Here is a 21,603-nt window from a genome sequence, read left to right on the forward strand (position 1 = left end):
GGTCGCTGTCCTCGGTGTGCTCCTGCAGCGTCAGGTGGTCCTTCCGTCCATGAGACGGCGTAGCGCCTCCCCGGCGGTGGGGAACGCGAGTCGCAGTGTGTGGCCGGTGAGCCGAACTGCCCACCAGGTGAGGGCGACGAGGTACCCGACGGTGAGTGCCCCGTTGGTGTCGTTGGTAAAGACGATGGCGTAGCCGATTCCGAGGCCGGGTGCGGTGACGGTGCGGATGGTGCGGCTTCGGCTTGCGGTCAGGGCGGTGGCGACGCCGAGGAGGGCGGCTCCGGCGCTGCCGATGAGGCCGGGCATGCCGGTCAGGTCGACGGGTGGGGTGATGGTGAGGGCTGCCCGCATGAGGTAGATGCCGGTGGTGGCGATGGCGGCGTGCAGGATCGCTGGCCGGGTGCGTGCGAGCCAGGCGGGCAGGGTGTTGGCGGGGATGCGGGGTGCGGTCGCGGCGATGACGGCGGCGCAGACGGCGAGTGGCAGTGCCGAGCTGAGGGTCCATCTCAGGTACGGGCTGTAGTCGAACCGGACGGAGGTGCCGGTGGCCAGGCCGTAGAGGCCGGCGGTGACTGCGCCGCCGACGGCGGCGGCGAGGTATCCGCGTCGGATGAGGCCGCCGGTGGCGGGTTCGAGGGTTGCCGTGCTGGGTGTTCCGGCGAGCCAGGTGGTGGGGGCGAGGTGCGCCACGGCGAATGCCGTGAGCATGGCGAGCGCGCCGGCGGCGCCCAGTTGCGGTAGCGAGGTGCGGACACCGACGACGCGCAGGAACGTGGTGGTGATGTCCGCGGTGAAGATGGCTTGAAGGAGCAGGGTGAGAGAGCAGGCGCCGAGCAGGAGGGCGCTGGTCAGGTCCCGGATACGCAGTCGGACCCGCGGTAGGTGGGTGTTGGCGGCGGTGGGTGTGTGCTGGTGTGGTGCCGTGAGCGTCAGGGCGCCCTCGGCGAGGGCGTGGAACTGGTCGGCCAGGACTGCCGGGGTGAGGCCGGTGGCTGTGGTGAGCCGGTCTTGCAGGCCGGGTACTGCTTCGGCTTGGCGGAGGATGACGCCGCTGAGGTGTTGGCTGTCGATGTCGGCCGCGTCGAGGGTCTCTTGGACCGCGTCGTGAACCCTGTCGAGGAGGGGTTGCGCCGCGATGGCGACGTCGTCGTGGGTGATGACCGTGGGCTTGCGGGGTGCGGGGAGCAGCACCGGCGCACGGCCTTGTGCGGTCAGGAGTTGTCGGGCCTGGCGGACGGATTCCAGCAGCGCGAAGCTGTCCCGGTACTGTGGGGACAGGGTTATCTCGGCTCGCAGCGGGTCGTCGTCGCTGGTGGCCGCGTCGACGATTCGTTGGGCGAGAACCTGGTTGAGGTCGCATGCTAGGTCGATCGACCGCGTGGCCAGCTCGCGGTACCCGTCCGGGCTCGCCTGAAGGATGGTCAGGGTGACCGGATGGCGATCGGCCTGGCAGATCAGCAGGCAGGAGCCGTCAGGTGCGGTGACCCCGTGGGCTGTGGTGTAGGCGGCGAGGGCTGCTGGTGCGGTGACCATGGCCGGGGCGGGCAGGCTGGCCCGGGCTGCCGCATCCGCGAGTTGTGCCCGGCGGCGCGGTCCCCAGTTCGGCGGGATGGTCACCGTCAGGGCGGTGATCGGCTCCCCGGCCTGACGGGCGGCCTGGTCGGCGACATGCCACAGCTGGGCGGCGAGCAGTTGCACGCCGTCGACCGGCTGGTCTGCTGCCGGTCTGCCGAGCAGCTCCAGCGGGTCGCTGACGAACTGATGGCCTTCTGAAGGCTGGGCCGCCGCGGGCACTCCGATGTGGATGTTGCCGGTGGAATCGAGGGCGACGCCGTGCGGCATGGCGAGGCGACCGTCGAGCATGACGGGGATCCGGGCGCCGTGTCGGTCGATGGTGGCGGCGATGGCCGCCGAGTTGAGGTCGATGGATAGCTGGATGCCCCCGTTTGGCATGTGCGGCAGTGTCTCCCGGCGGGGGAGTGGATCGTCAACTTCAGTCCCGCGCAGTGATCTCTTGTGCGCGTATGGTGAGAATCCTTCTCCATGAGGTGGCCGTCGGCAGTCATCCTCGTGTATGCGGGGGAAGGTCAGCATCGGCGCGGGTGGAGGCGAGAGAGTGCCGCAGGAGTCGGGGGACAAACCCAGTCGGCTGGCCGAGTATGCGCGTCCCACGGTCTATGTGCCGCGCGAGTCGTCATCGGCTCGGCCGCCAAGGCGGCGGTCGGTGGCCGTGGTCCAGGTAGTCCGCGCCGTCGTGGGGGCCCTGATCTTCTTGGTCGGCGTGCCTGCGCTGCTGTGGACCGTCGGTGGTAGCCCGGTGCGGCGGCTTCCGACGTGGCCGCAGGTCGTCGCCTGGTTCGACGAGCCGAGCGGACGGTTCACCCCGAACGTGCTTACGGGCACGGCCGTCTGGGCGCTGTGGCTGCTGTGGGCCGTGTTCGCGCTGCTCCTGATTGCGGAGTTGTTCGCGGTGTTGACCCGGTGGCGGATCCCGGCGCTGCGGCTTCCGGCACCGCTGAACCGGCTCGTGTTCGGCCTGGCCGGCACCGCCGCGATCGCCGTCACCTCCGTCGGATCCCCCAACGTGGGGGAGGGCGCTGACAGGTCCGCCGCCGTCGTCGCCTCCGCTGAGGGCGGCGGTGTGATTCCTCGGCAAGCGGTCGCGCGGGGTCCGGCGCTGATCCGGGTCGCCGACACCCGCTATGTCTACACCGTCGAGCGACACGACACCCTGTCCAGAATCGCCAAGCAGTGGCTCGGCGACGCGGACAGATGGCCGGAGATCTGCCGCCTGAACAAGCACCGCCACTTCCCTCGAATCGGCGGCACCCTACGCGACTGCAACCTCATCTACCCCGGCTGGGAGCTGCGGCTGCCCGCCGACGCCCGCCCACCGGAGACCGCCACACCGGCGGCACCGCCCGCTCCGCCCGCGCCATCACCATCGACCGCGACCCCTTCGGCATCGCCAAGTGCCGCCTCAGACTCGCGGAGTCCTACCGTGCCGCCCGCCACGCCCGATCAGGAAGCCGCACCAATCCCCAGCAGCACACCATCGGCGACTCCGAGCGCCCTAGAGTCCACCCCGTCGACCCCGATAGGGACCGCCACCGCCGCCGCGTCGGCGTCGCGGTCCACCTCGCCAGCCGCGGGCGACACACAAGGCGCGACCGTCGCAACTGACGAGCACGGGGTGCAGCTATCGCCGTCCAATTGGCTGCCCTGGTCACTTGCCGCAGCGATCAGCGCCACCGCCGGGCTGGTCTGGGCGCAGCGCCACCGCCGATACACCGGCGAGCCCGATGCCGACCCACCCACACAACTGCCACCGCCGGTACTCCACCTGCGCCGCGCCGTGGCACGCAACTCCGAACTGCCGAATCCGGACGACCACCACACCGAGCCGCCCGCACTCGTGCCCGACCTCGCGCCGCTGCCGCCGGGTGGAACCGGCATCGTCGGCGACGGCGCCCACGCCGCGGCCCGCGCCGCCCTCGTTGCGGTTCTGGCATCCGGCGGCCCGCATCACCCCGACGCACGGGGCGAAGTCATCATCGACGCCGCCACCCTGGAAGCACTGCTCGGCCCCGACGCGGCGTCCCTCACCCCGTGGCCACGACTGCACATCGCCGACAGCACGGGTGGCCTGCTCGCCGTGATGGAAGCCAGACTCCTGCACCGCAGCCGCATCCTCGACGAACACGCCCTCACGGACCTGGACACCCCGCGCCAGCAGACCTCCGACGAGGAACCGCTGCCGCCGATCATGCTCATCACCCAAACCCCGCCCGCCGGCGCCCGCATGCGCGCCAAGACCGCACTCGCCCTCGGCGCCGACCTGCACGTCTCGGCGCTGCTGCTCGGCGAATGGACCCACGGCCCTACCATCGAGGTAGGCCCGGACGGCCACACCACACTCGTGTGCGGCCAGGCGGCAGAGGCGGTGCCACCACGCCTGCCCGTGCTCGATCACGACACGGCGATCCAGATCCTCACGACGCTACGGGAAGCGCAGACAGGTGAACCGCCCGCTGTCGCGTCACCCGCTGTACCGGTCTCGGTCGTCCCACTGCACGCCAACCGAACCGACAGCAAGCCCACCGAACAGCTGGCCCCGGTCACGGCGCAGCCCGACGCGACCACCCACAAAGCACAGCTCCGGGTGCTCGGCGAGCCGCGGATCGACAACATCACCCAGCCCGGCCGGCCACTGCGCGCCAAAGCCCTCGAACTCGCCGTGTTCCTCGCCTGCCACCCTGACGGAGTCACCACCCGCGAGATCGGCGAATACCTCGAACCCGACGCCCGCCTCAGCCAAGCCGACCAACGCGCCCACACCAACGCAAGCAACCTGCGACACGTCCTCCGCCGAGCCGGCACCGCAGACACCAAGAACGCCTACCTCATCAAAACCGCCGGACGCTACCGACTCGACCCAGCCACCGTCGACGTCGACGTCTGGAAACTTCGCGACCTCCTGCGCACCGCAACCATCGCCACCGGCCCCCGCCGCCGCGACCTGCTCACCGCCGCCTGCAACCTCTACACCGCGCCACTGGCCGCCGGCCGAGACTACGAATGGCTCCAACCACACCGCGAAGCCATACGCCGATGGGGAACCGAAGCCCACCTCCTGCTCGCCGACGACCTAATCCACAGCGACCCGCAGGCCGCATCCGACCTGCTCGACAAGGCCATCAGCCTGGACCACTACAACGAAACCCTCTACACCCGAGCCATGCACGCCCGCCACGCCCTCGGCGACGCCGACGGCATCCGCACCCTGCTACGCGCCCTGAGCAAAGCCCTCGCCGACCTCGACGCCGAACCCCAGGGCGAGACCATCGCCCTGGCCACCCAGATTGGCGACAGCCTGGCCGAAAAGTAGGCAGCAGCGGCCCGGGGGCACGGGTTGAGGCCAGACCGAGCGTTGAGCTGTGACCAGCGGTGCCGACGGCGGTGCGCAGCGCGCCAGCGGCCCGCCGCCGTTAGCGCTCGACCGGACAGAGAGAGCCGAAGGGTAGTTCCGCATCCGCTTCTGCCGATGTCGGTGCACTCGACCTTGACTTCAATCTGGTGCTGTTCCTGCAGGTGCCGATGCGGAAGCCGTCTCGGTGTCGGCAACCGATCGACGAGCGATCCGGGCGGCAGAGAGCCCGTGGGCTGTGCTATCAGAGCTGGCTACCGGCGTTCTTTCAAGCGGAATACGTGGAGCTCCACCGCCCAGACGTCGACTGTGGGCTTTTGATGACGCCCGAGGTTGACTGGCCGGCTGGCCACCGGCCACGCTCCGCGGGACCCGGTGGCCGCCGGCAGTCGCTACGACGACGATCGAACGTCATTCCTGACGTCCCGAGCCGGTTGGGCATCCGACCTGCCCGGCACGAGCAGCAGGCCGAGGATGATGAGCAGTGTGGCCAGAATGCTGAGGTGGTAGGCGACGTCGCCGGTACGGGTGCTGTTCAGTGTGATGTTCAGCCCGTAGACGGTGCCCAGGAGCGCGAACGATGTCGTCCCCAGCGCAATTCCCCTGCTTTTCGTCCGCCGCGTGAGGACGGTGGTCGCTCCGATCGCCACGACGGCCGCGATGATGGCCTCCGGAGGGGCGGCGCCGGGGAAGGAATCGCTGATGGTGGTGAAGCCGACCGGAATGTCGACCCCGAAATGGACGATGGACACGACGGCGAATGCCGCCGCCGCGAGCGCCATCACTACTCCGGCCGCCGCAGGGGGCCGTCGTCGCCAGTAGTCCATGCGGCTCGGCCGGTTGGCGGTCATTTCGCCTCCTCGGTGGACGCGGCGCGGTCCGCCACGGGCCGCCGGCCGGTGGCCAACAGCAGCGCCAACACGAGGACGGCAAGCGCGATCATGACGACATGTAGGTCGCGGGCGGCTCCCTGCACTCGGTCCGACGAGAGGCCGAAGGCTATGCCCAGCACCGACATCACCAACGCCACCCAGGACAAGCGGCGACCTCCGGTCAGCCCTGCCGCGAGCAGCACCGCGCTGATGACGGTTTCGCCGGTTCCCGCCTGCCAGATCGAATCAGCGAAGCGCAACGTGGTGAAGCCCAGCGGGACCTCGAGGCCGAAGTTGAACAGCGCGGCGCTGAAGAAGACCGCCGCGTCGAGAAAAAGCACGGTCCGCAGCAGCCTCGCGCTCGAGTCCGAGACCGGTGTAATGGCGTCCATCGGTACCTGCTCCCTTTTCGCGTCCGATCTTGAACCGCATCATGCCCGAACCACCAGGCCCGGTCGTCGGCTCCTGGTAGCAATCCGAACTACGTCCGGGAACGAAGGCGACTGCGCCGGCGGTACGTCACATCGCGTAGGCTCCCGCCGGGCGGTTCCAATCAGCCGTTGACACTATGCCGACGGACCGACGTGGCCGAGTCCGTCGACGAGTTCGATGCCGCGCGGCGAGAGGGGCGCTACCTACTGCGAACGTGGTCCACCAGATCGACTGGTCGGTGGAAACCTTCGACCAGGGCCGCCTCGTTCGCAGTCGCGGCATCCCACACCGACGACCATGTCACCACCACCCGCAACGACCGCCGCGATCAACGAACTGAACCGGCTCTTTGAAGGCGCGTACCACCAGCGACTATTTCGACATACGTTGACTGGTGGACGTCGTTGCCGAACGGATCGGCCACGCTGGGCGCCATGCGTTCGAAGCTTGCACGTGTGCTGATTGTGCTCGTCGGTGCGGTTCCGGCGGGCGCATTCGTGTTCCAACCCGGGATCGGAGGAGCGTCGTCCGCGCCAGTGGCGCGAACTACCGGGGGTGTCGTCCGGGGCGTTGCGGAGGCTGACCACGACAGCTTCCGGGGGATTCCATACGCCGCCCCGCCGGTGGGCGAGATGCGCTGGCGGGCGCCGCAGGCGCCTGCCTCTTGGACGGGTATCCGCGACGCCACGACGCCCGGTCAGCCTTGCCCGCAGCGAGGCTGGCCTGGGCAGCCACCCGTAGGCAACGAGGACTGCCTGTACTTGAATGTCGTCACGCCCGCCGGCGCCCGCACTGACGCTCGACTGCCGGTCATGGTGTGGTTGCACGGCGGTGGATTCACCGGTGGGACCGGATCGGACTACGACCCGGCCCGCCTGGTGGAGTCGGGCCGGGTGGTTGTTGTGACGCTCAATTACCGGCTCGGCGCGCTAGGCTTCCTCGACCTCCCGGAACTTGCCGCACACGACCCGTACGCCGGCAACTACGCGCTCGCCGATCAGCAGGCGGCGCTGCGATGGATACGGGCCAATGCGCACGCGTTCGGCGGCAATCCGGCAAATGTGACCCTGTTCGGCCAGTCCGCCGGCGGAATCGCCGTCTGCGCCCACCTCGCGGCCACCTCCTCCACCGGCCTATTCCAGAAGGCCATCGTCCAAAGCGGACCATGCGGCAACGGCCTCATCACCGGCACCGTTGCTCAGCAGCGCGGTACCGTCGTGGCCACCGCGCTCGGGTGTCCACCTGCGGCAGGCACGCTGGCGTGCCTGCGCGCAAAGCCCGCTGCGGAACTCGCCGGCACCGGCGTACCGCAAGACTTCACCGCGGCCGGCCTATCCAGCACGAGCTGGGAGTTCGTCGCCGGCACTCCAGCCATACCACAGCAACCGTTGCTTGCCCTGCAAGACGGAACGGCCGTCGCGGTGCCCCTGATCCAGGGCAGCACCCAGGACGAGATGCGCCAGACGGTTGCCTCGCTGTTCGACCAGCGCGGTGCACCGCTGACCGCGACGGACTATCCAACCGTGGTCACGCAGCTCTTCGGGGACCAAGCGCCGGGCGTTCTTGCTCGTTACCCCGTCACCGCGTACCCCAGCCCGGGCCTCGCCCTCGCAACCCTTCTCACCGACTGGGGACACGCGGTCGGGGCCTGCCGGGTCCTGCTCGCCGACGACGCCGCCGCCCGGCGCGCGCCAGTATACGCCTATGAGTTCGAACAGGACGGCGGTCGACACGTCGGCGAATTTCCGCTGGGCGCCACCCACGGCAGCGATTTGCCATACCTGTTCGACGGCACCTTCACGCTGTCGCCCCCGCCGCCGCCAGACCCGACCCTCTCCGGGCTGATGATTACCTACTGGACCCGGTTCGCTCGAACCGGCAACCCCAACGTTGATGCAGCGCCATCCTGGCCCCGCTATCACAGCTCAGGTCCGGTGCTCGCGCTCACCGCCGGACATACCGCTCCCGTCGACTTTGCGGCGGACCATCAATGCGCGTTCTGGAACGGATTGCCGTAGCGCGCCGCTCGAGCGCACTCTTCTGCCGCGCCGAGGGCGCTGGCATCGAGGTCGACAGCCCTTCTGTATGCCGCTGCCTGTCGTTGTCGTCTGCTGGGTGCTTCGTATGGTTCCGATAAGGCGGAGCCACGGATGATGAGCTCGACGGGCAACGTCGAACCATGATCAGGCGTACTGATCTGCCGCGTACGGCGCGTGGTCGTGCCGAGTTGAGTGCGTTGCACTCGGGCTACGGCGACTCCTGCAACGGCCAGTACTCGTATCCGCCCTTGGAGCCGAGAACCAGCCGGCCGTTGTCGATGGCAAACGAGGTGCCGTCGATGCCGTCCGGCGGCAGGCGCTCGTTGCGTAGGCGCCGGATGTACACCGGGATGGCGGTCGAGACGGTGGGCTGGTCGGCGTCGGTGTGGAAGGCGATGCTGATCGTGTACGTGCCTGACCGCTTGGCCGCCAGCAGCACGTGGAACCGGCCGGCGTCGCCGGGTGGGATCACCCGGGAGATGGCGTAGCCGGGATAGACACGGGCGACCGCCTCCAGGATCACCGCGACCGCCTCGCTGTACGGCAACCTGCAGAAATCGACCTGGTGCCGGTCGTAGCGGAACCGGCCGGGCGCGATCCACAGCACGCCCTCCGCCATGTTCCGACGCCCTGGTCGAGGCCGGGTTCACCGTGTTCGTGATCGCACCGAACCAGATCAAGAACCTGCGCGGAGGCTACGGCCCGGCTGGCAACAGGGACGACAGGTTCGACGCGTTCGTACTGGCCGACACGGTGCGCACCGATCAGGCCCGGCTGCATCCCTTGACCCCGGACACAGCGGCGCCACGATTGCTTCCCAGAACGGGGATCGGGCCGTCATCGGGACCTCAACCGAGGGCGCGTGCACCAGCGGTGGACTGTCAGCCACCGGGGTCCCGAGCGACACCCGCAGCCTACGCTCCCCCCACCGCCGGCGGCGATGTCGGATCGAACCCGCTTCCCCACCAGCCCGGTTGATTCGCCCCGGTCGGCGCGAAGCCTTTCCCGCTGACTGCGCGTATGGTGAGGGTGTCGCTCGGGCCCCCGGTGGCTGACCGCCCGCCGCCGTCGATCCGCCCACGAACCGACCAGATCCCGTTGCTGTCGCACCGCGCTGTGCGCGGCCGGCCGACCGGTTGTGGCACCGATCCGCCGGCCCGACCACGTGACCTACCCACGGCCGTTCGCGTCGTGGGACTGCTCGATGAGCATCGAAGGAATGTGAGCGCGATGGCCTACATCGCCAAGGATCACAACAGCGCCGTACGCACATCCGTGCCGAGCGCCGACCTGGCGCCGCTGGTGCCGGACGTTGCCGGGCACCAGCCCGCGGGGGAGCAGGTCAGGTCGATCGGTACCGCCACCGACGGTGGCCGTGGATCGGCGTCGACCCCCAGGACCGAGGTCGGCCCACACCGGAGCGCGGCGGTCCGGTATCTGCTCGCGGGCATCCGGCTCGCGTTGGGCTGGATCTTCCTGTGGGCGTTCCTGGACAAGATGTTCGGCCTGGGACACGAGACGACCGCCTCGAAGTCCTGGGTCAACGGTGGCAGCCCGACGGAGGGATTCCTGGGATCCGCCACCAAGGGCCCGTTCATGGGCTTTTACCACTCGATCGCCGGCGCCGGCCTGACCGACCTGTTGTTCATGGGCGCGCTGCTCGCCATCGGCGGCGCGTTGATCCTGGGCGTCGCGATGCGGCTGGCCGCCGCCGGCGGAGCACTGCTGACCCTCATGATGTGGACCGCGGTCCTCCCGCCGGCCAGCAATCCGTTCATGGACGACCACCTCATCTACGCCGCCGTGCTGATCGTCCTGGCCATGCTGGGCGCCGGCAGCACCCTCGGTCTCGGCGCCATCTGGGCCGAAATCCCGTTGGTGCGACGCACCGCCTGGCTGAAGTAGGACCGGGCGGTCTCCATGCAGGGCGCGGGCAACAGCATTGAGAAGGTCGAGATGAACCAGGTTGCGGAGCATGACCGGCGCATCGTCGTCGGGGTCGACGGATCGCCGGGATCCAGGACGGCGCTGCGGTGGGCAGTGACCCAGGCGGAGCTGACCGACGCGAGGGTCGAGGCCGTGAGCGCGTGGCAGGACCCGGCAATATACGGATTCGCGTACGGGTGGTCGCCGGCGGTGTTCGAAGACGTCAGCTTCGCCGCGGTCAGCGAGAAGATTCTCGCGGAGGCGGTTGCGGACGAGGCCGCGGGTGGCGCACCCGTCCAGATTCTGACCCGTGTGCTGCACGGCCATCCCGCTCAGGTGCTGCTCGACGCAGCCAGTGGGGCGCAGTTGCTGGTGGTGGGTAGCCGAGGACACGGCGCCTTCGCCGGGATGCTGCTCGGGTCGGTCAGCCAGCACTGTGTCCAGCACGCGTCCTGTCCGGTGGTGGTGGTGCCACCAGCAGAGCGGACGCACGGGCAGACCGGGAAGCGATCATGATGCGAATGACCACATCGGCTGGTCGAGGCGAACTACCTGCCCGGCCGCCCCCGGAGCAGGTATCTCTTGGGAGCTGTCCCACCTACGCGGAGGCCCAGCAGGTGGTCGACTGTCTCGCCGACCATCACCTCGACGTGCACTGACCGGCGGCCGTCGCGATTTCACCTGCAAGAGTGCCACCGTACCCAGCCGATTTGAGGTTCTCGTCGCCGCTGGGTGCGGCGAACGGGCCCGCACCGTGCTAAAGGGTGCGGTGCGGTAACCCGGGCCGGTGCCTCCGATCTGATCGGAGGCACCGGGGATTTGATCGGTACCGCCCGTGACGGTCGAAGGGCTGTCACGGGCGGTACCGGTGAATCGCTGACCGGCTGCCGGTCAGCTCCGGCTGAGGACGACCTTCAACGCTCCGGTCTCTCGAGCGTTGGAGAACGTGTCGTAGGCCTCGATGAACTCGCCGAAGTCGAAGCGGTGGGTGACGAAGCGCCGAGCGTTGATCTGCCTGCTGGCCAGCAGGTAGCAGGGTCGGAGTCGAGTAGGCGTCGACCAGCCCGGTGGTGATCGTCAGGTCCCGTGACCGGAGTCGGTCAAGGTGCAGCGTGGCCGGTTTGCCGTGCACGCCGATGTTCGCGATCCGTCCCGCCGGCTGTACCAGGTCAACCGCGAGTTCGAAGGTCGCCGGCACTCCGACGGCCTCGACCGCGACGTCGGCACCGAGCCCCGCGGTGAGGTCCCGTACGGCCGCTATCGGATCCTGTTCGGCGTTGTTTACCAGGATGTCGGCGCCGAACTGCTTGGCCGCGTCGAGCCGCCCCGGCATTTGGTCGATCGCCACGATCAGGCTCGGGTTGAAGACCCGGGCCCCACTGGTGGCCGACAGTTCGATCGGCCCCGCGCCGACCACGGCGATGACATCGCTGGGTACCCGGCCGACTACGGCTTCATCGAAGACGCCCTCGGCGCAGACACCGACCCCTCGACGCGCTGGTGCTGGTACAGGAACCGACCTTTCCCGGCTGCCTCATCCGATGCCGGGCCATCGGCATGTTCCGGATGCGGGACGAGAAGGGGCCCGACCCGAAGGTGCTGTGCGTGCCTACGGCTGACCCCCGCCCGTATCTCGGCGACATCACGGGTCTGGAACACTTCCACAAGCTGGAGATCCAACACTTCTTCGCGGTGTACAAGGACCTGGAGCCGAGCAAAAGCGTCGACATCGAACGCGGGGTCTGGGCCGGCCGGACCGAAGCCGAGGCGGAGATCAGAAGCTCACAGCAACGCGACCGCCAGCCGACCTGTGCCAGATGACCGCGCCAGGCCGAGCCCCCGGAGCCCTCGTCCGCCTACTCGCTGTCCGGCCGGGCGTTTGATCGCGCCGTTCAGGTAAGCCGTACGGGTGGCGGAGTAGACTGAGGGAAGCGTTTGCTCCAGACCCCGGCAGCATGCTTCAGCGTCGATTGCCGGGAGGAACCGTGAGCAGCATCGATTCGACCATGGCGCAGGTGCGGCCCGGATTGCAGCGCCGTCGCGGCAGCGAGTATGCCGAACTGTTGACCCGGGTGCGGCAGGCAGGCCTGCTCGACCGGCGTCCGACCTACTACACGATCAAGATCGTAGTCAACGCCGCGTTGGTTGTCGCCGGATGGACGATCTTCGTGCTGCTGGGGGACTCGTGGTGGCAACTGGTCACCGCGGCGTTCCTGGCCGTGGTCTTCACCCAGACCGGGTTCCTCGGCCACGACGCCGGCCACCGGCAGATCTTCCGGTCCCGACGCGCCAACGAGCTGGTCGGGCTGTTGCACGGCAACCTGGCGATCGGTCTGGCCTTCGGTTGGTGGGTCGACAAACACCACCGCCACCACGCCCACCCCAACCAGGAGGGCCTCGACCCCGATATCTCGGGCGAAAGCCTCGTGTTCACCCGCACGCAGGCCGGCACGCGGCGCGGTGCCGGTCGGCTGCTCGCCCGCTACCAGGGCTTCCTGTTCTTTCCGCTGCTGCTGCTCGAGGCCGTCTCCCTGCACGTGGCCAGCGTCCGGGCGTTGTCACGCTCCACCTATCGGGAGCGTGGCCGGGAGGCGCTGTTGCTCGGGCTGCACGCCGCCGCGTACCTCACCGCGGTCGTCGTGGTGTTGTCCCCGTGGCGGGCGTTGGTTTTCGTCGTCGTTCAGCAGGGCCTGTTCGGTGCGTACCTGGGATGTGCCTTCGCCCCCAACCACAAGGGCATGCCGATCCTCGCGGAGGACGACGATACGGATTTTCTTCGCCGCCAGGTTTTGACCTCCCGCAACGTCCGTGGCAACTGGCTGATCGACTTCCTGCTCGGCGGCCTGAACCACCAGATCGAACACCACCTCTTCCCCAGCATGCCGCGCGCTTCGCTACGCCACGCCCGGCCCATCGTCCGCGCCTACTGCCTCGAGCACGGCCTGCCCTACCTCGAGACCACCCTCCTCGACTCCTACCGACAAGCGCTGCACCATCTGCACACGGTGGGTCGCAGCGGACAACCGGTTCGAGAACCCGAACCGGCCGACTTGCCCGACGCTGGCCTCGTCGCAGCCAACGGCCGCCAGTGACGTTCCAGGATGTTGGTCGTGGTCGTGGACGTGGCCCGGGGCGGGACGGTCGCGGTCGAGCACGTCTGCGCCGCGTCGGTGGCGGTCGCCGGCGTCGACTCTGCCGCTGTCGCGGTGACGCTGCGCGCCACCCCACGCGAGGCGCTGTTCGCCAGTGACCGGACCGCGTCGGAACTGGAGGAGCTGGCCCTGACCCTCGGTGAGGGTCCGTGCGTGGACGCGATCACCGGCGGCCCGTATCTGGTCGCCGATCTGGCGGCGCCGGAATGCCTGGCCCGCTGGCCGGCGTTCGCCCCGGCGGCGGTGCTCGCCGGGGTCCGTGCGGTGTTCGCGCTGCCGCTCCAGGTCGGCGGGATCCGTCTCGGTGTACTGGACCTCTACCGTGCGCGGTCTGGCGGCCTCGCCGGCGAGCAGCTGGCCGACGCCCTGGTGTTGGCTGACACGGCGTGCTCGGTGCTGCTCGATGGCGCGCGGCTGGATCGGGACGAGCGTTGGCCCGAGCAGGCCGGTCTGCAGCACCCCGAGGTGCACCAGGCCACGGGGATGGTCACGGTCCAATTGGGGGTGACCGCGGCCGTGGCGCTGATCCGGTTACGCGCCTTCGCCTACTCCCACGGCCGGCGCCTGCGGGATGTGGCAGGTGACGTGGTAGCCCGCCGCCTGCGTTTCGACTCCACCGACGACGCACGCGATGGCGGGGCCGGGTGAGAGCCCGACTGCGGCCGTCGCGAGACGGCGGCGCGGACCACGGCCCCGTACCGCCGGAGAGCCGGCGGGACTATGGTTCGACGAGGGTGAGTGACATGGGCGAGAGCCAGCTGGCGGACGTGTTCGTGGAAATGGCCGACACTCTCGTCGACGATTCCGACGTGATCGAGTTCCTGCACGGGCTGACCGAGAGGTGTGTCGAACTGCTGGGTGTGTCGGCGGCCGGGCTGCTCCTGACGGACCAACGGGACACGCTGCAGGTGGTCGCCGCCTCCTCCGAACGCACCCGACTGCTGGAGCTGTTCCAGCTCCAGACCGACCAGGGTCCGTGCGTCGACTGCTTTCGTACCGGTCAGGCGGTGTCGGTGGTCGACCTGCCGACCGCCGGCCGCTGGCCGAGGTTCACCGCCGCCGCGGCCGAGGTCGGCTTCGCCGCGGTGCACGCCCTGCCCATGCGCCTGCGTTCCGAGGTCATCGGCGCGCTGAACCTCTTCGACGTCCAGCCGGGGGCCCTCGACGAGGGCAAGCTCCGCATCGGACAGGCGCTCGCCGACGTGGCCACCATCGGACTGCTGCAGCAACGTGCCATCCACCGCCGCGACATCCTCACCGAACAGCTGCAGACCGCGCTCAACAGCCGAGTCCTGATCGAGCATGCCAAGGGGGTCATCGCCGAGCGCCTACACGTGGACGTGGGTGAAGCCTTCGCGCTAATGCGCGACGGCGCCCGCAGCCGCAACCGGCGACTGTCCGAACTGTCCCAGGCGATCGTCGACGGCTCCGAGCAGTTCGCGGCGGGGCCGGCCGTCGACCGGCGCGGCTGACGACCCGCCCCGGGCCGGCCCGCTGAACAGCCGGCTCCCGGGAGCGCTGCCGGCGGAGGTGCCGAGCCGCGAGATGAGGCGTACGGTGGGCATGTCGCCCGGGTCCCCGGTGGCCGCCAGTCTCGCCGCCACCAGCCCGTAAGGGGCGTTGAACAATGCTCACCCCCATCGCGACAGCGACCGCGGTCTTCCCTCCTCCGCCTTTCGACGCGGCAACGGGGCACAGTGAACGGCTGCTGCGTCGACGTGCGAGCCTGACTGCAGACGATCCCGACCGCGCGCGGCTGCGATCCCGGATCATCGAGGCCAACCTGCCGCTGGCCGGTCGGCTGGCCCGCCGCTACACCGGTCGCGGAGAGCCCTACGAGGACCTGGCACAGGTCGGCGCGCTCGCCCTGATCAGGGCCGTCGACGCCTACGACACCGAGCGGGGGACGCCGTTCGCCGCCTACGCCATCCCGACCATCCTCGGCGCCATCCGGCGGCACTTCCGGGACACCGCCTGGGCGATCCGGGTGCCGCGCGCAGCCCAGGAACTGACTCACCGGGTGCCCGCCGCCCGGAGCGAACTCGGGCAGCGACGGGGTCGCCAACCGACGGACGGAGAACTCGCCGGCCACCTGGAGGTGACCGTCGCCGAACTCCTGGCCGCCCTCGCCGCCTCGGAGGTCTACCGGTTGCCGTCGCTGAACCAGCCGCAGCCCGGGAGCAACGGCGTCGAGCGCATCGCGCTCACCGGCGCCGTCGATCCGGGATACGCCGCCGTGGACGACCACATGACACTCCGGCTGATCCTCGCGGCGCTCCCCCCGCGTGAGCGTCGGATCCTGACCATGCGGTTCTACGGCGACCTGACCCAGGCGCAGATCGCCAGCCGGGTCGGGCTGTCACAGATGCACGTCTCCCGGCTGCTGAAACGCTCCCTGGCCGAGCTCAGGGCCGGGATGCTCAGCTGACCGGTCATCCTCCCGGACCGCTCGGGCACCGGGGCCGAATCGTGGAGAGCGCGTGGCCTTGTCGACTCGGTGTATGAAGGGTCTCGTCAGCCGACAGCGCCCAGGTGGCGTAAGGCGCGGGCGGTGGGGGTGCCGTGGTCGGCGGTGATGAAGACGACTTGCTGGTCGTCGGGGATGGTGAGCACGTCGCAGTTGAGGCGCAGCGGGCCGAGCTGTGGATGGGTGATGGTCTTGATCCGGTGGCTAGGGGCTCGTACCGGGTTGGTGTTCCAGATCTCGGTGAACTCGGGACTGGCGGCGCGCAGCCCGGTCAGGAGGCGGGCGAGGCGCTCGTCGCGAGGGTAGCGGTCGGCGGCGGCGCGCAGCCGCGCCACCGCGATGTGACCGAATTCTTCGGCGCTGGAGCTTTCGTAGCTGCCGAGGCCCAGGAACCGTCGGCGGGCCAGGTTGGGCTCCTGCCTGAGGTTACCCAGCAGGGCGTCGGCGAGCGGATTGAAGGCGATCACGTCGTAGCTGGCGTCGGTGACGACGGCCGCAGCCTCGGGGATGCGGCGCAGCAGGTTGACCATATGCGGGCGGACCTGGCGTACCGGCCCGGCGGGTGGTGCCGGAGTCGCCCCGGCCAGCCGGAACAGGTAGGTCCGCTCGGCTGGGGAGACCCGCAGCGCGTCGGCGAGGGCGTCCAGAATCCGCGGCGACGGATGGGGGCCCCGGGCCTGTTCGAGTCGGGCGTAGTAGTCGACGGACATGTGGGCCAGCTGGGCGACTTCCTCACGGCGCAGGCCGGGGGTACGACGGCGCGGACCGGCGGGCAGGCCGAAATCGGCGGGGCGTAGGTCTTCCCGCCGCTGCCGAAGGAACCACGCCAACTCCTGTCCCGCCATGATCCACCTCCTCCAGAGCCAGGTATCGGTTATCCCTGGATCGGCCCGGTCGCCGTCGGCATCGTTGCAGCATGAACACCATGAACGATTCCACGGCACTGGTCACCGGCGCCAACCAAGGCATCGGCAAGGAAATCGCGCGGCAGCTCGCGGCCGCCGGGCTGATCGTCTACCTCGGCTCTCGCGACCCGGAGCGGGGACAGCGGGCTGTCGACGAGATCGGCGGCAACGCTCGACTACTCACCCTCGACGTCACCGACGGCCAGAGCGTCGCCGACGCCGCCCGTCAAGTCGAAAACCTGGACATCCTGGTCAACAACGCCGGCATCTCGGTCGACCTGAACCCGGTGACCGACACCGACGTTGACGCCTTCCGCCGCACCTACGAAACGAACGTGTTCGGGGTCGTGGCGGTCACCAACGCTTTCCTGCCCGCGTTGCGCCGCTCCGCCCGGCCCCGGATCGTGAACCTCTCCAGCGGCACTGGATCACTGGGCTGGAGTACCGGCCCGCAGCCGCAGTTCCCCGCGACGGGCTCACTCGCCGCATACCGATCGTCCAAGACCGCACTGAACGCGCTGACAGTCTTCTACGCCCAGGCGCTCGCCGGCGACGGCTTCAAGGTGAACGCCCTCGCGCCCGGGCTACGCAGCACCAATCTCAACGTGACCGCCGCCGCCAGCGGCGGAGACCCGGCCGAAGCCGCAGCTGGCGCGGTCCAACTGGCACTGCTGCCCGACGACGGCCCCACCGGCGAATTCCTCTCCTGGGACGGAACCCGCGTGCCGTGGTGATCACCACTCGCGCAACCCGCCCAACCTCGGCGTCATCGCATCCGAGTCAGCGCTGCGCCTGCCTCGCTAATCGAGACACACGCTATTGCCGCCGTTCGTGCGCTCGGCCTGTTGGCCGGCCGTCACTGTTGCGTGGATTGCCGCCGTAGAGGGCTGCGAAGACGCGGTCCCGCAGGATCTCGTACTGCTGGCGGCATCGCCGAGGTGGGCCCGGCGGGCGTTGCTGGACTTGACCGCCGACAACGACTTCCGGTGGCTGGAACTGGTCAGCTGTCAGGTCGACCTCGCGGCCGTCGGCCAATCGATTCCAGTAGTGGTAGCCGACCTTGGCGTCTCCGGCGCGGACCTCGCCGAGGATCAGCTCTCCGCCGAGCAGGTCCTGAATGATCAAGGCAGTCACCCCGCATTGACCACGGGCTGCGTTGCTGGCGTGCCAATCCTGCACATCGTGCGGGTCGCAGGTATCCGCTCCCCAGCCGGCGCGCAGTACCGTCCGCAGCATCTCCAGGTCAATCGCGAGAGGGACTGATCGTTGGTCGCGCTCTTTAGACGTCACCCAGGAAGGGTCAGCCCTCGACCGGGTCGAGAGTCAAGAAATACCCCGCCTCGGGTCCTGACCGGCCGAACGGCGCCACTAGCGGGCGCGCTCATCTGGCGATCCGCACGCTACGCACCGTCACGCCGAGCTGGCCCGGTTGCCGTCCGGACGTGTCGAGAAGCGGACGCGTGAACTGCGCACGAGGGCGTCATGGCGGGTTTGACTCCGGAGTACTACGAGCATTACGTGCGAATTTCGCGCGGTTGAGGGAGTTTTCACTGCGGTCCGTTACAGCGCGGTCCGTCACGGCGAAGCGGATCACGAGTGGACCCCGACGTCCCAGCGTCCACACGGTGAGCGCGAAGCAGCAGAGCGCCATTCCCGTGATCGTGACCGCTGTCCAGCCGCCCGCGGACCAGAGCATGGTCGCGGCGGCGGAGCCGATGGCAGCGCCGATGAAGTTGCCGGTGGCGAGCGCCGTGTTGAGCCGGCTGCGGGCATCGTGGGAGAGAGCGAACAGCCGCGCCCGGTTGAGGAGGGCCTGCGTCTGGAGGGCGACATCGATCATGATGATCGCGATGATGATGAGTACGACGGACCGGCCGGCGAACGCCGCGACGACGAAGGCGCCGAGGGCCAGTACCCAGGCAGCGCCGGTGGCCGGAAGCGACCAACCGCGGTCGTGCAGACGACCGCCGTGCAGGCCGGAAAGGACACCAGCGAGGCCAGCCAACCCGAACGACCCAATCACCGCTACCGGGTACCGGAACGGTGGGCCGCTGAGCAGGAACGTCAGCGCCGTCCAGAACAGCGAGAACGCGGCGAACCCTGTAGCGGCCAGGACCAGCGTCCATCGGGCCGCCCGCTCGCGCATGACCACCGCGCCGACCGAGGCGATGAGCTGCGCGTACGGCATGCGCGCCCGCGGTGCCAGCGGTGGAATAGCGCGGTAGAGCAGGACCGCGAGCAGGACGGCGACGACCGCGGCGAGGGCGAAGATCGCACGCCACCCGGCGGCGCCGGCGACGAACCCGCTGATCGTGCGGGAGGCCAAGATACCGGTCAGGGTCCCGGACCCGACGACGCCGACGATCCGACCGCGGCGGGCGTCGCCGGCCAGGTCCCCGGCGAGCGGTGTGAGGACCTGCCCGGAAATCGTCGTCACGCCGAGCACACCCAGTGCGAGGAGGAGTACGCCGATCGACGGCGCCAGCGCGCACAGCAGCAGTGCGGCGGCCGAGGTCAGCAGCATCACCGGGACGAACCGGCGGCGGTCCAGGACGTCGCCGAGCGGGACGAGCAGCAGCACGCCGACGGCGTACCCGACCTGCGTCGCGGTGACGAACCAGCCGGCCGTCGCGGTCGCGGCGCGTAGATCGCCTGCGATGAAGCTGAGCAGCGGCTGCGCCCAGTACAGGTTGGCGATGGCCGCTCCCGCCGCCACTGCGAACAGGAACGTCAGCCGGCAGCTCATCTCTGACGGCGGTGCCATGCGGGGTGCTGCCACCCTGCCACGCTAAGGCGCGGGATCAAGGCGGTAGGGCCCAGCGAGAGTCTGAGCGTGGCAGGGCCGCATCCGCCGGGATGTCCACATCGCCCGGCACCCTTCAGGCGTGCCCGGACAGGTCGACACGGCGGGCAACGACAAGTCCCCACCGGTGGGGTCGCCGTAGGGCACAAGACGCTGTCATGGCGATCGCGTGGGTATGGCTCGTCGCGTTCGCGGCCAGCGGGCGACGCCGTTGCCTTGGCATGATCAGGTGCGCACATCTGCCGCATTCCGCGCGCCGACTGTGGCGGATCAGTTGGCGGACGCGTGTCGCACGTCAGTCGACGGAGGGACAGGCTCGACCGCGTCGCGTTGCCGAATTGACCTCTTAAGGATCAAGGCGGCCCGCAAGCGGGCCGCGCCGGCCCGGCCCCGGCCTGCTGGCGACCTCCGGCCGGCATCGGCCGAGCCGGCCGGCCACGCATCGTGCCAGCATCGCCTACCCTGGCTTCGCACGTTGCTGGACCCACCCGCTCACGTTGGAGCCATCATGCCCTTGCACATCCAGAGAGGGCTCGGCCTCATCGGGTTCGGCCTGCTTCTTGGGTTTGTCGGCCTCATCCAGATTGCGAACATCTTCGGCGTCGTAGACGAGCACGCCCGTCAGATGGCCAAGAGCCGATTGACCGGGTGGATGTCAGGCAAGGACCAGACCCCGGCGGAGGTGAGGAGCGACGGCGCGTTCACCCTCGGCCGGTACATCGTTGGGATCGGGTTCATGCTCGTCGGCCTACTCGCGATCGGCGGCGGCGTTGTCTACCTGATCGCACCACCAGCCGAGTAACAGCACGTGACCAATCGACTGGCACGACGCTCCACGATTCTCCCTGTGCCACCTCGGGGCTCCGCCCCGAACCCCGGCCTTCCCTCGGAGATCAGCGCGGACAGGCGCCGGGCGGGCTCCCCTCGCTCAGGCACCGCGAGGGCTACGCGAGAACCCCCGGCCGCGCCAAGGCCAAGCCGCTTCGCGGTCGCCTACGGCGAGCCTTGACACGACCGGGGAACCTCGCGCAGGGACGAGCCTGCCTGACCGAGGAGATCCCGCGAGCCGTAGTGCGTGGGATGACATCCCAAGATCAGACGTGCCGTCGGCGTGCCAGTAACCGGGTCCGCCCACGGTCGTGAAGGGGTACCAATGGTCAGCAAGACCGAGCGCGCGAGCAGGCGTTCCGGGCATCTCGGGTCAGCGAGCAACGGTCTTCCAAACTGAGGCTCTGCCCGAAGTAGCACCTTCCCGGCCTGCCGGTACCGTCCTTGCAGTGGCGGAAGGCGGCCGGGAGAGATGAACAGGTACTGGCTCCACTTCGACATCTCCGCGATCTACCCGCGCGGCTGGCCACCAGTGGTGGGTGTGACCGGCCAGGATCTCGATGACTGCCTGGAGATCGTCAGGCACCGGTACGGACAGCATGTGCCACCGATGACGAGGGTTGTCGAGGATCCAGATCTGAAGGACTTCCAGCCCGGCACCATGCACGGCGGCTGGTCGCTTGGGGTGCCCGTCTGGCGGGGCGTCTGGTACCCGCCCGAGAACATCACGGGACCGGAGCCGCGAGAACGCCAGCGAAGCCACCCGCGATGGTGGGCACTGAGCGAGCGACGGTGACGCGGTTGGCTGTACAGCCATCCGTACAGCCAAGCCCGCCGACGCAACCGGTCGGAGGCCGACGACCAGCGACAGGACGGGCAGGCAGACGGCAGTTGCAGGCGTCCGCCGAAAGCCGTCTTGATCTTTGCAAGGCAGGGGTCGGCGACGCTCTCCCGGCCGACCGGAGCACGCCGGCATGACGAGGGGGGGTCGTGCGATCTACGTGCGACAAGGGGCGGCCAACAGCGGCATTCCGGGGTCAACGACGGTTAGACCGGACAGACGGGTTTCCGGGGCGAAAAGCAGAACGCCGACCGGCGTTTCCGCTGAGTTCCCCCCGCTTTGATGGAGCGGTGGTTACCTGCTGCCGGCTGGCGCAGGGGGGGTGTCCCTATGGGTTTCGTCAAGCGGCGATCGGTGCTGTGGGGCGGGGTTGGTAGGGGTTCTTGTCGCGGAGCATGGCGAACAGGACGT

Annotated in this window: 20 protein-coding genes and 1 pseudogene; 13 read left to right on the top strand and 8 right to left on the bottom strand. The window is 69.2% G+C overall.

What is annotated here, in order from left to right:
• Positions 1-30: 30 nt before the first annotated feature.
• Positions 31-1,953, bottom strand: coding sequence for a hypothetical protein (locus tag AB0F68_RS31415; RefSeq protein ID WP_357344817.1), 1,923 nt, complete (start codon positions 1,951-1,953; stop codon positions 31-33).
• 271 nt (positions 1,954-2,224) lie between these two features.
• Between AB0F68_RS31415 and AB0F68_RS31420 the strand changes: the two genes are divergently transcribed.
• Positions 2,225-4,888 carry a transcriptional regulator gene (locus AB0F68_RS31420; RefSeq protein WP_357344819.1) on the top strand — a complete coding sequence of 888 codons (2,664 nt, stop codon included), beginning with the start codon at positions 2,225-2,227 and terminating at the stop codon, positions 4,886-4,888.
• A gap of 431 nt (positions 4,889-5,319) precedes the next feature.
• Here AB0F68_RS31420 and AB0F68_RS31425 read toward each other — a convergent pair whose 3' ends face one another.
• On the bottom strand, positions 5,320-5,778 hold the full coding sequence (locus AB0F68_RS31425; RefSeq protein ID WP_357344821.1) for a hypothetical protein: 459 nt from the start codon (positions 5,776-5,778) through the stop codon (positions 5,320-5,322).
• Positions 5,775-6,191 carry a hypothetical protein gene (locus tag AB0F68_RS31430; protein ID WP_357344823.1) on the bottom strand — a complete coding sequence of 139 codons (417 nt, stop codon included), beginning with the start codon at positions 6,189-6,191 and terminating at the stop codon, positions 5,775-5,777. Before AB0F68_RS31430 ends, AB0F68_RS31425 begins: the two co-directional genes overlap by 4 nt.
• Positions 6,192-6,665: 474 nt before the next feature.
• On the opposite strand from AB0F68_RS31430, the gene AB0F68_RS31435 reads away from it, so the two are divergent.
• Positions 6,666-8,249, top strand: a complete 1,584-nt coding sequence (locus AB0F68_RS31435) for a carboxylesterase family protein (RefSeq protein WP_357344825.1) — start codon at positions 6,666-6,668, stop codon at positions 8,247-8,249.
• A gap of 229 nt (positions 8,250-8,478) precedes the next feature.
• On the opposite strand, the gene AB0F68_RS31440 is transcribed toward AB0F68_RS31435, so the two are convergent.
• On the bottom strand, positions 8,479-8,889 hold the full coding sequence (locus AB0F68_RS31440; RefSeq protein ID WP_357344857.1) for a hypothetical protein: 411 nt from the start codon (positions 8,887-8,889) through the stop codon (positions 8,479-8,481).
• A gap of 11 nt (positions 8,890-8,900) precedes the next feature.
• Here AB0F68_RS31440 and AB0F68_RS31445 point away from each other — a divergent pair, with 11 nt between their 5' ends.
• From AB0F68_RS31445 to AB0F68_RS31455, 3 genes are all read left to right on the top strand, one after another.
• Entirely contained in the window at positions 8,901-9,248 is a 348-nt protein-coding gene (locus tag AB0F68_RS31445; RefSeq protein ID WP_357344853.1) for a transposase, read from the top strand.
• A gap of 252 nt (positions 9,249-9,500) precedes the next feature.
• Positions 9,501-10,175, top strand: a complete 675-nt coding sequence (locus tag AB0F68_RS31450) for a DoxX family protein (RefSeq protein ID WP_357344827.1) — start codon at positions 9,501-9,503, stop codon at positions 10,173-10,175.
• Positions 10,176-10,190: 15 nt separating this feature from the next.
• Positions 10,191-10,712, top strand: coding sequence for a universal stress protein (locus AB0F68_RS31455; RefSeq protein WP_357344829.1), 522 nt, complete (start codon positions 10,191-10,193; stop codon positions 10,710-10,712).
• A gap of 337 nt (positions 10,713-11,049) precedes the next feature.
• On the opposite strand, the gene AB0F68_RS31460 is transcribed toward AB0F68_RS31455, so the two are convergent.
• Positions 11,050-11,613 (bottom strand): zinc-binding dehydrogenase, encoded by a 564-nt coding sequence (locus tag AB0F68_RS31460; protein WP_357344831.1) that lies wholly within the window; start codon positions 11,611-11,613, stop codon positions 11,050-11,052.
• Positions 11,614-11,631: 18 nt separating this feature from the next.
• Between AB0F68_RS31460 and AB0F68_RS31465 the strand changes: the two are divergent.
• The 5 genes and pseudogenes from AB0F68_RS31465 to AB0F68_RS31485 all read left to right on the top strand — a co-directional run.
• A pseudogene (locus tag AB0F68_RS31465) lies at positions 11,632-12,017 on the top strand (inorganic diphosphatase); the annotation flags it as partial.
• Between the two features lie 185 nt (positions 12,018-12,202).
• Positions 12,203-13,288 (top strand): acyl-CoA desaturase, encoded by a 1,086-nt coding sequence (locus AB0F68_RS31470; RefSeq protein ID WP_357344855.1) that lies wholly within the window; start codon positions 12,203-12,205, stop codon positions 13,286-13,288.
• 9 nt (positions 13,289-13,297) lie between these two features.
• A complete protein-coding gene (locus AB0F68_RS31475) occupies positions 13,298-13,996 on the top strand; it encodes a GAF and ANTAR domain-containing protein (protein ID WP_357344833.1) in 699 nt (232 codons plus the stop codon).
• A gap of 95 nt (positions 13,997-14,091) precedes the next feature.
• Entirely contained in the window at positions 14,092-14,820 is a 729-nt protein-coding gene (locus AB0F68_RS31480; RefSeq protein ID WP_357344835.1) for a GAF and ANTAR domain-containing protein, read from the top strand.
• A 155-nt stretch (positions 14,821-14,975) separates the two neighbouring features.
• A complete protein-coding gene (locus AB0F68_RS31485; protein WP_357344837.1) occupies positions 14,976-15,776 on the top strand; it encodes a SigB/SigF/SigG family RNA polymerase sigma factor in 801 nt (266 codons plus the stop codon).
• Positions 15,777-15,862: 86 nt separating this feature from the next.
• On the opposite strand, the gene AB0F68_RS31490 is transcribed toward AB0F68_RS31485, so the two are convergent.
• Positions 15,863-16,660 (bottom strand): helix-turn-helix transcriptional regulator, encoded by a 798-nt coding sequence (locus AB0F68_RS31490; RefSeq protein WP_357344839.1) that lies wholly within the window; start codon positions 16,658-16,660, stop codon positions 15,863-15,865.
• A 71-nt stretch (positions 16,661-16,731) separates the two neighbouring features.
• On the opposite strand from AB0F68_RS31490, the gene AB0F68_RS31495 reads away from it, so the two are divergent.
• Positions 16,732-17,454 carry an SDR family oxidoreductase gene (locus AB0F68_RS31495; RefSeq protein ID WP_357344841.1) on the top strand — a complete coding sequence of 241 codons (723 nt, stop codon included), beginning with the start codon at positions 16,732-16,734 and terminating at the stop codon, positions 17,452-17,454.
• Between the two features lie 82 nt (positions 17,455-17,536).
• Here the strand turns inward: AB0F68_RS31495 and AB0F68_RS31500 are convergent, their stop codons facing one another.
• Together AB0F68_RS31500 and AB0F68_RS31505 are read right to left on the bottom strand one after the other, a co-directional pair.
• Entirely contained in the window at positions 17,537-18,010 is a 474-nt protein-coding gene (locus AB0F68_RS31500; RefSeq protein WP_357344843.1) for a hypothetical protein, read from the bottom strand.
• A gap of 190 nt (positions 18,011-18,200) precedes the next feature.
• Positions 18,201-19,499 (bottom strand): MFS transporter, encoded by a 1,299-nt coding sequence (locus AB0F68_RS31505; RefSeq protein WP_357344845.1) that lies wholly within the window; start codon positions 19,497-19,499, stop codon positions 18,201-18,203.
• Between the two features lie 532 nt (positions 19,500-20,031).
• On the opposite strand from AB0F68_RS31505, the gene AB0F68_RS31510 reads away from it, so the two are divergent.
• Positions 20,032-20,325 (top strand): hypothetical protein, encoded by a 294-nt coding sequence (locus tag AB0F68_RS31510; RefSeq protein WP_357344847.1) that lies wholly within the window; start codon positions 20,032-20,034, stop codon positions 20,323-20,325.
• 498 nt (positions 20,326-20,823) lie between these two features.
• Positions 20,824-21,147, top strand: coding sequence for a hypothetical protein (locus AB0F68_RS31515; protein ID WP_357344849.1), 324 nt, complete (start codon positions 20,824-20,826; stop codon positions 21,145-21,147).
• Positions 21,148-21,603: the final 456 nt, after the last annotated feature.

Source organism: Micromonospora sp. NPDC023966 (genome assembly GCF_040639095.1).
Classification (GTDB): domain Bacteria; phylum Actinomycetota; class Actinomycetes; order Mycobacteriales; family Micromonosporaceae; genus Micromonospora.

Coding starts and splice junctions, on each gene's coding strand:
- AB0F68_RS31415 (WP_357344817.1), bottom strand. CDS start 1,953: ATGCCAAACGGGGGCATCCAGCTATCCATCGACCTCAACTCGGCGGCC.
- AB0F68_RS31425 (WP_357344821.1), bottom strand. CDS start 5,778: ATGACCGCCAACCGGCCGAGCCGCATGGACTACTGGCGACGACGGCCC.
- AB0F68_RS31430 (WP_357344823.1), bottom strand. CDS start 6,191: ATGGACGCCATTACACCGGTCTCGGACTCGAGCGCGAGGCTGCTGCGG.
- AB0F68_RS31435 (WP_357344825.1), top strand. CDS start 6,666: ATGCGTTCGAAGCTTGCACGTGTGCTGATTGTGCTCGTCGGTGCGGTT.
- AB0F68_RS31440 (WP_357344857.1), bottom strand. CDS start 8,889: ATGGCGGAGGGCGTGCTGTGGATCGCGCCCGGCCGGTTCCGCTACGAC.
- AB0F68_RS31450 (WP_357344827.1), top strand. CDS start 9,501: ATGGCCTACATCGCCAAGGATCACAACAGCGCCGTACGCACATCCGTG.
- AB0F68_RS31455 (WP_357344829.1), top strand. CDS start 10,191: ATGCAGGGCGCGGGCAACAGCATTGAGAAGGTCGAGATGAACCAGGTT.
- AB0F68_RS31470 (WP_357344855.1), top strand. CDS start 12,203: ATGGCGCAGGTGCGGCCCGGATTGCAGCGCCGTCGCGGCAGCGAGTAT.
- AB0F68_RS31475 (WP_357344833.1), top strand. CDS start 13,298: ATGTTGGTCGTGGTCGTGGACGTGGCCCGGGGCGGGACGGTCGCGGTC.
- AB0F68_RS31480 (WP_357344835.1), top strand. CDS start 14,092: ATGGGCGAGAGCCAGCTGGCGGACGTGTTCGTGGAAATGGCCGACACT.
- AB0F68_RS31485 (WP_357344837.1), top strand. CDS start 14,976: ATGCTCACCCCCATCGCGACAGCGACCGCGGTCTTCCCTCCTCCGCCT.
- AB0F68_RS31490 (WP_357344839.1), bottom strand. CDS start 16,660: ATGGCGGGACAGGAGTTGGCGTGGTTCCTTCGGCAGCGGCGGGAAGAC.
- AB0F68_RS31495 (WP_357344841.1), top strand. CDS start 16,732: ATGAACACCATGAACGATTCCACGGCACTGGTCACCGGCGCCAACCAA.
- AB0F68_RS31510 (WP_357344847.1), top strand. CDS start 20,032: ATGCCCTTGCACATCCAGAGAGGGCTCGGCCTCATCGGGTTCGGCCTG.
- AB0F68_RS31515 (WP_357344849.1), top strand. CDS start 20,824: ATGAACAGGTACTGGCTCCACTTCGACATCTCCGCGATCTACCCGCGC.